The sequence below is a fragment of the Acinetobacter sp. GWC1_38_13 genome (assembly GCF_001767535.1).
GTDB lineage: Bacteria > Pseudomonadota > Gammaproteobacteria > Pseudomonadales > Moraxellaceae > Acinetobacter > Acinetobacter junii.
Genome location: NZ_MELG01000118.1, coordinates 28,791 through 36,022 on the forward strand (window position 1 = coordinate 28,791; position 7,232 = coordinate 36,022).

General features: G+C 35.4%; 3 protein-coding genes and 1 pseudogene. 1 reads left to right on the plus strand and 3 read right to left on the minus strand.

The window, feature by feature from the left end; genetic code table 11:
* The 3 genes from A2003_RS12930 to A2003_RS12940 form a co-directional block, all read right to left on the minus strand.
* Window positions 1-2,948, minus strand: a 2,948-nt coding sequence (locus tag A2003_RS12930; protein WP_286687469.1) for a tyrosine-type recombinase/integrase, incomplete at its 3' end; no start/stop codon positions are given.
* Window positions 2,945-5,125 (minus strand): hypothetical protein, encoded by a 2,181-nt coding sequence (locus tag A2003_RS12935; RefSeq protein WP_001014911.1) that lies wholly within the window; start codon window positions 5,123-5,125, stop codon window positions 2,945-2,947. The genes A2003_RS12930 and A2003_RS12935, both read right to left, overlap by 4 nt.
* Window positions 5,122-5,619 (minus strand): hypothetical protein, encoded by a 498-nt coding sequence (locus A2003_RS12940; RefSeq protein ID WP_000543471.1) that lies wholly within the window; start codon window positions 5,617-5,619, stop codon window positions 5,122-5,124. The genes A2003_RS12935 and A2003_RS12940 overlap by 4 nt, the downstream gene beginning before the upstream one ends.
* Before the next feature lie 757 nt (window positions 5,620-6,376).
* Here A2003_RS12940 and A2003_RS12945 point away from each other — a divergent pair.
* Window positions 6,377-7,232 (plus strand): annotated as a pseudogene (locus A2003_RS12945) (IS5 family transposase); the annotation flags it as partial.

Consider the following 7,232-nt stretch of genomic DNA (forward strand, 5'->3'; position numbering starts at 1 on the left):
ATCATGAGATACATCAGTAGTTTGAATACCCCAAGTGCTTTTGCATCTTTATACTTGAAAGAGAACTTGATTCGCTCTTCCTCCTCATTCAGGCTAAAATTTTCTGTCCGTAATGCTAAATCCTGTAATGTGCTTTTGAGCTCTGTCTTGCTCTGCTGAGAGAGTTCTAAATGAAGATATTTTTTGGGAAATAGGCTATGAATAAAAGAAAGAAGTTTCTTCAGTTGCCGTTTTTCATTGAGTTCAAAAATTAACTGGGCTGAATTGGGCTGAACTTTTTCAAGATAAATTGAGTAGATCGTATGAAGCTGTTTTTTGTATTTACTTTGTACATTTGCATAACGCTCCTGAACATGTTGAATGACCTTTTTTTCCTCCTGATTGGTTGGCAACATGGTGACCAATGCATTCGGAGTTTTCCTTAAAAAATCTGTGGTAAATAACCTCGATGATTTTTTTTGGTTTACACAGGAGGTTTTCAAATGCTGGGCTCTAGCACGTAATTTTTGCGCGATTTGCAAAGGAATGGCTTCAGGTAACATAAGGTCTTGTTCTTTTTCTACTGCAAGAATGTGATGCAATAATTCAAAAGTCATCTCTGAGTCATGAGCTCCTAGCATCAGTGAATCAGGCGATTTCTGTTGACCTAGTTGAAATTGATGATCATGTTGCCTGTAACGGTCTTTAGTGAGTTGCTCAAATAAAAACTGTTTGATCGCCCGCTGCTGAACAGGATATTTAATAGAATCATCATGTTTCAGAATATTAAAATAGGCTTCTTTAGGAAGCGGGCTGTGCATTTGATTCAGCTGGTAGCTAATTGCTAGATGCATTAAATGCAGATAGCTTGAACAAGTGGTTTCAGGCGTTAGGTGCCCGGCAAAATGAGAAAGCGCATACCAGGTTTGCTGAGTATTTTTGTTTCGCAGCAATGCATAACGGATGCGTAGTTGATCATTTGGCGTATAGTCTGTAAATGCATCAGCAAGCGGTGAGTGTTTTAAAACCAGATAGAGATGATTAAATGCTGAATGACGCAGAGTATGGTAAGTAAAACTGTGTTCTCCAGAAGCAGACTGGATCAATTGTTTCAAGAGAGCATTGACTTCATTTTCGTGAGTTTCTTCTAGGGACTGTTTTAAAAATAGCGGTTGAGTAACTGATTTTCTTTGTTCTTTTAGCAGGCGTTTTCTATTCTGACTATATGTTTTAAATGCATGTAATTCATCGGCTTTAAGTAGATGATGTAAAGGAATCTTGCGGTAAGCTGAGTAGCTTTTTTGATTTTTATTGCGATTGTTGCGAATGGTGAGTATCACAGCATCTGCACCAATAAATAGATCACGTACGAAGATATTCAATGTTTCATTGATCCGTAGTCCGACTCTGAACCCCAGAATAAAAATCAGTTTAAATATATTTTTATCCTGAATTGAAATATCTTGAGTATTTTCGAGCTGCTCTAGCATGCGGTAAAAAATATGGGGCGAGATCAATGCGGTTCTGCAGATTTTTACTTGGATTAAACTATCCAGATCCACAGTGGGCGCGTTAAAAAATAATGTCTGTTTGTGATGAAACTCCTGTAGACGTTTTTGTAAAGTCTCTCTAGTTGTTTCCTTCCTTAATAAAAGCATTTCTCCATACAGATCTTCAAAATCAGCATTTGAAAATGATGAAATATCTTTGTCTTGCGTTGCCTGCAGCCAATGGACTGCAAACTGTGAAAACATGGTCTTCAGAGAACTTTGCTTGAGCGGCTGAAAATCTGCACGTATAAGCTTGCGCTTAAATCGTTGCTGCTGCTGAATAATATGATTGAGAAGGTCCAGTTGAGGTTCCGTTAATTTTGAACGTAGAATGCTCCACAGCAACAAACGCTCTAAGGCAGGAGACAGTTCTCTGGAATATAACCCTATGAGTTGATCTTTATAGTTTTTTGCACGAATGGCTTGACGTATTTCTACAAGAGTTTCTGCTATATCTGATGCGATATTGACTCTAGAGTGGGCCTGATGGTTTTCACAAGTATTCTCAACTTTAATGTTATTGGTGTGCTTTTGTTCAAACTGAACAAAATAAGCTTCTAATTGTTTTTCGAGAGGACTGGAACTGTAAATTTCATTTTTTAAGATACAAATGGACATTTGATCCAGTCCGCTGTTTTTCAGGAACTGTGTATAGTAAAAACCGTATTTTAACAGGTCTTTACAACGTAGCTTTTCCTCGGGGAAGCATTCAATAATACAAGCGTTAATCAGATGTTCTGCATCTTCAATATCCGAAAATAAATCAAACTTTTGATGTTTTAGTCTGTAGATCCAGCATTTCACAATGTCGTGTAGCACAAACGTTTTTGTATAGCTGACTGAAAAATCAGGGTCATTTATACGCTGATTACCGAAATTCCGGTTCGGGATTTCGAGTGTTACCATATGATTTAGGTTTAAAAAACTTTGAAATTTCTTTGTTTTTAAAATAATTTTTAAAAAAAATTGCAATTCGGCATGGTTATAAATGCCATTAAATAATATTGAACTGATCAAACAAAAAGCGAGGGATTGAGTTGGACTGAAGTCATTATGTTCTGTCCAGTGAGCAATCAAATTTTTGGCAAATTGAGTCACCTTTTTGCCATGTTTTAAGGTTTCAATATTTTGTAGTGGCAGAGACCTTTCGTACCTCACGGGGGCGGCAGGCACCGGATAGTGGTGATTCGATGAAAGATTAAAGCGCTTGATATATTTAGCAAATTCTATACGTGCGATTTGGTAGCTTCGGATATTTGACTTACAGTGCTCTAAAAGTCGATCGTCAACTTGTCGAAAAATTTCTGGATAATTTTCGGGTGTGAGTTCTGTGAATTTTTCGCTAAATAATTGCAAAAAAAACTTTTTTTTCTCTCTTTGCTTTTTTAATCGTTTTAGCGAGTGCGGATGTTTGCTCATGCAATAGTCATTCCTGTAAACGTAGACATGCTTTTAAGCGCTAAGATTTCGACCAGCTTGTCTTGTGCTGCTCTAATCTGATCGTAATCTATTGTCTTAAAACCTGAATAGCGGTCAAACAGTTCCTGCATAGCTTCATCATGACCAAAGATGCCATTTATTAGATCTTCATTGCAGTATTGGGCAAAAAAATAGCGAGCGAAATGGCGGGTCCAATTGCGCTGTAATGCTATTTCGGTACAGTATTTTTGAATATCAGAAAGTTCCAGATTTCGGACATATCCTTTCGAATCGTAAAATAAGAGCAAGAGACGTTCACCATCGAAGACCTCTTGGATTGCTTGTACTTGTTCTTGCGTCAAATAGGCTTTTGCGAGCTGCAGAAAATATTTCAAATACTTTAGGTAATGCTGTATTTCATCACGAAGAAAATTATTAAAAGGTAAATAGCGTCCAATGGTGCCTGAATAACGCTGCTCTTTATCTGCAACAGCCATCAATTTGTTGTCAAGGTCAATATAATCTAGACTGGGCGGGAAGGACTCACTCGGCCGTGCTGAAGTTGTCAACATGCAAATATGCCAAAGCCACATCGAATAATGATTTAAAGTCTGAAAGGGATTGAGATTATTCCTAACTTTGTGGTCAAGCTGGTAAAAAAAAGACTGGACGAATGGGAGATTCGGTACTTGCTGACTGCCAAACGTAATAGGGGATTTAAATTCCTCAATATATCCAGTGTCAAGCTGAGGGCAAACCAGATCAAGTGTTTGAATATAAATATCTAAGATATCAATAATTTTCGTTGAGAAATAATGGCATGGAGTGTAGTTATTAACATTTTCTCCAGCGAATAATTTACTTTCTAATTCATATCCTAGTTCATTCAATGTAATGTCACTGATTAAACGAGGAAGATTTTGAGTTGTTAAAGGGAAAGTAAGATCATCACTGATTCTACGTAGATAATCTTGTACATCAGAAGCAATATCAGCTTTATCCCAATTTTTTAACTGAAAGATTCGATCTAAATAAACTTTGGGTAAGGGGATGGTAAAAGAATTACCAATGTTGAGCATATATTCTTTTAATAATGCATCTTTAAATTTCGAATTATCAATACCTTGCTTGAAAAAACAGTTTTCATGACTAAAACGGATTTCTTTACTTCTTGAGCTTAGAAAGAAACGAGTTCTGAATACCAGTAGCTCTTCATAATGCGTGAAACTAAGTACTGAGAATAAAAGCAATGCATGAATTGGAGAGTTTTCTGCCCGTTCTAATAAAATTTGCATAATGTACTGTGCGGTAGGTAAATCGAAGACATGAGGATTTGACTTGCTCATTAATTCATTCTTGTTTTGATGCAGAATTCTGTTTTTGAGATTATTGATCTGAGCTGTAATAGAAGATTGCTCTAGTGGGTTGAATTCAAAATTATGGTCTTCAACTTTTTCTATAGTTTTATCCTCACGTGGTTGTTTTGCTATACCGCGTTCAAAATAAGTCTGATGTGTTTGCTCATCATCGATAGTTATTTTTGATGTTTTCCTAACATCGATTTGAGGAGGCTCCTGGGCGCTTGGATTATTTTGCCTGTGTCTTTTTTGCCGATCTGATTGCGTATGCGCATACGTATAAATAACGCGGATATTTGCCAATTGTCCAATTTGTTTTGCTGTTAATTTTGGAGTAGAACGTTCAAGTAAATTTTTATTCTCTGTTTCAGCTTTATTTAAAAACTCAAGTAGATCCTCCAACTCCATCGGGAGAGCTGGTAAGAAGTTATAAAGCCAATGGTATTCCCTTTTTCTGCAGGCTAAACGAAAACGCATACAAAGATTTGCTACGGTGGCTGCATGTTCTTTGCTATCAAGCAATTCAATACATCTAGTATTGAAAATGGCCCATTTCAGGGCATTAGCTTGATATGCTGAAGGGGTATTAATGACTGCAATAAGATAATGAACCAGAGGATATTCACTGATTGATTTTTCTATAAGTTTTTGATTTATAATATTGTTAAGTTCAATAATTTCAGTAGGTTTAATGAAGTCATTGAGTTTGATTGAATTTTGAAAACTTTCTAGCTTTGCTTCTGCCAGTGCTTGATAGAAGTCTCGAAATGGCTCAAGCTTTAATTCTTGAGTATCTTCTAAGTAACTATATCCGTTCATGATGATATTCCAGCCAGAATTTTTTCTAATGAAAGTGGACCAGCATAATTTGAAATAGAACTTACTGGACTTTGGGATTTAGATAGCCCTGATAATTCTCTTAGATGATTGATAGTTAAAACTTCCTGTCCGAAAACTTCCTGAAGATGTGCGGCTAAGTATTGTTCATTTAGCCAATGCGCGATGATATCTAAGCCATGAATTGAGTGATGTAATCCGGAACACAGTAAGGCCATTACTTCGCTTAAAGCCTGGATTGTGAATTCGTAGGAATTATTTTTCTCATAAGCTCTAAACGTAAATTCATTTTTATTCTTGTTGTAAAAATAGGCATAGATCCAGCTGAAATGACTACTAAAAAAATAGTGACCCAGTGTGTTAGTGGTAATGAGTGGAATGTCGATATTCTGTTTAAAAGCTAAATCAAGATGGTAGTTCTGTTGTTTATCACTCAATTGGAGGAATAAAGCTATCCATATTTGATATGCATGCATACATTTTGGATAACACTTTAAGTGCAGATTTTTTACAGCTACACGGTAATTTTGAATCCCCTTTTTTGATTTTGACATATTTTATTGTCTCGCAGAAAGTTTAGATCAGATCTAAATACTGATAAGTTTTTTTTAAAATTATTCTGTTAAATCAAAGGTTTTTTATTTTCCTTAAAATCTCTAAAATTAAAGTATTTATTGTTTACATTTATATTGTTCAAATACACACTAAAAAATTTGCTTAGTAGTTTCATTAGTAATAACCATCGAAAAATAATAATGTTTTAGGTTGTGTTACTAACTGAATCTCTAAAACTAAAGTCTTTAAGATTCAGTAAATATTAATTATTAGGGAAAAAAAGAAGGATGCCTTTTAGTATCCTTCAGTGATCCCAGTCTGCTAACCAGTTTTAAAAGTATCACATTAAGTTGTTGATAAAAATAGAATAAATATTTATTCTAATTGAGATTATTTTTTAAAAATTAGGCAGATAGCCTAAAAATTGTTTGAGTTCCGAGTCATTTTTAATACAAAAAATTACAATTAAATTTCGGCTGAGGTACATTGTGGCGTACAAGAAGTTTTAATTTAAATAGGTGCCAGTCCTGCTTTTTTTGTTAATATCGATTTAAAAATAAAAATCCTGTTGAAAGTGTATTATATAAATATCTTGTAAATATATAATGTTTATCAGTTTAAATTGGCTTTGTTGAACAAAGCTATTCTAAAAGGTTTCATCAGCAATATCATTTCCAAATGAAGAAACCTGAATCCAAAATCTATCGCACAACGAATTGTCTTATAACCAAGCTTTAATCAAGCGAGGAAATATTTCAATTTGGTTCGATCCCCAGACTCAATGGTATGCTCAGCCACAAGCTAAACATGCAAGAAATCAAACCTATTCTGATACAGCAATTCAGTGCTGTTTGATGATCAAATTTATCTTTCGACTTTTTTGCGTATGGTCACAGGCTTTGTGCAAAGCATTATTCAACTCAGTGAGTTAAATTAGACAGCACCGGATTATTCCACACTTTGCAGACGACAAAAGCAGATTAATATTGCGATCAGCTATCAAAAAAGTCATGAAGGACTACATCTATTAGTAGACTTAACTGGCCTAAAGTTTTTAGGCGAAGGCGAATGGAAACGCAAGAAACATCAGCCTGAATATCGTTGGCAATGGCGTAAAATGCATATTGGTATAGATGCTAAACCTTGCAAATACGAGCTATACAGCTCACAACAAATAATGTAAGTGATTCACAAGTCTTGGGTGATCTGCTAAATCAAATCTCATCTGATGAACTCATTGATTCTGTCTATACCGATGGAGCATATGATACGAAATTGTGCAGACACGTGATTTCAGATCGTCATGCACATGCGGAAATTCCTCCAAGAAAAAATGCAAGGTCATGGAATGATAGGAAATTGGGATCTTTAGAAAAAATGAACTATTGAAAACTGTCAAACCTCTAGGAAGAACGCTTAGCAAAAATGGCCTAGCTATCATCGGTGCAGTTTGGTTGAAACTAAGATGCATTGCATCAAATTATTGGGCGGTAAACTCAGTGCAAGAAGTTTTGATAGTCAGGTCAATGAAATT

Bases quoted from the DNA above. Each gene is read 5' to 3' on its own strand.
- A2003_RS12935 (WP_001014911.1), bottom strand. From the start codon at position 5,125: ATGAACGGATATAGTTACTTAGAAGATACTCAAGAATTAAAGCTTGAG.
- A2003_RS12940 (WP_000543471.1), bottom strand. From the start codon at position 5,619: ATGCATGCATATCAAATATGGATAGCTTTATTCCTCCAATTGAGTGAT.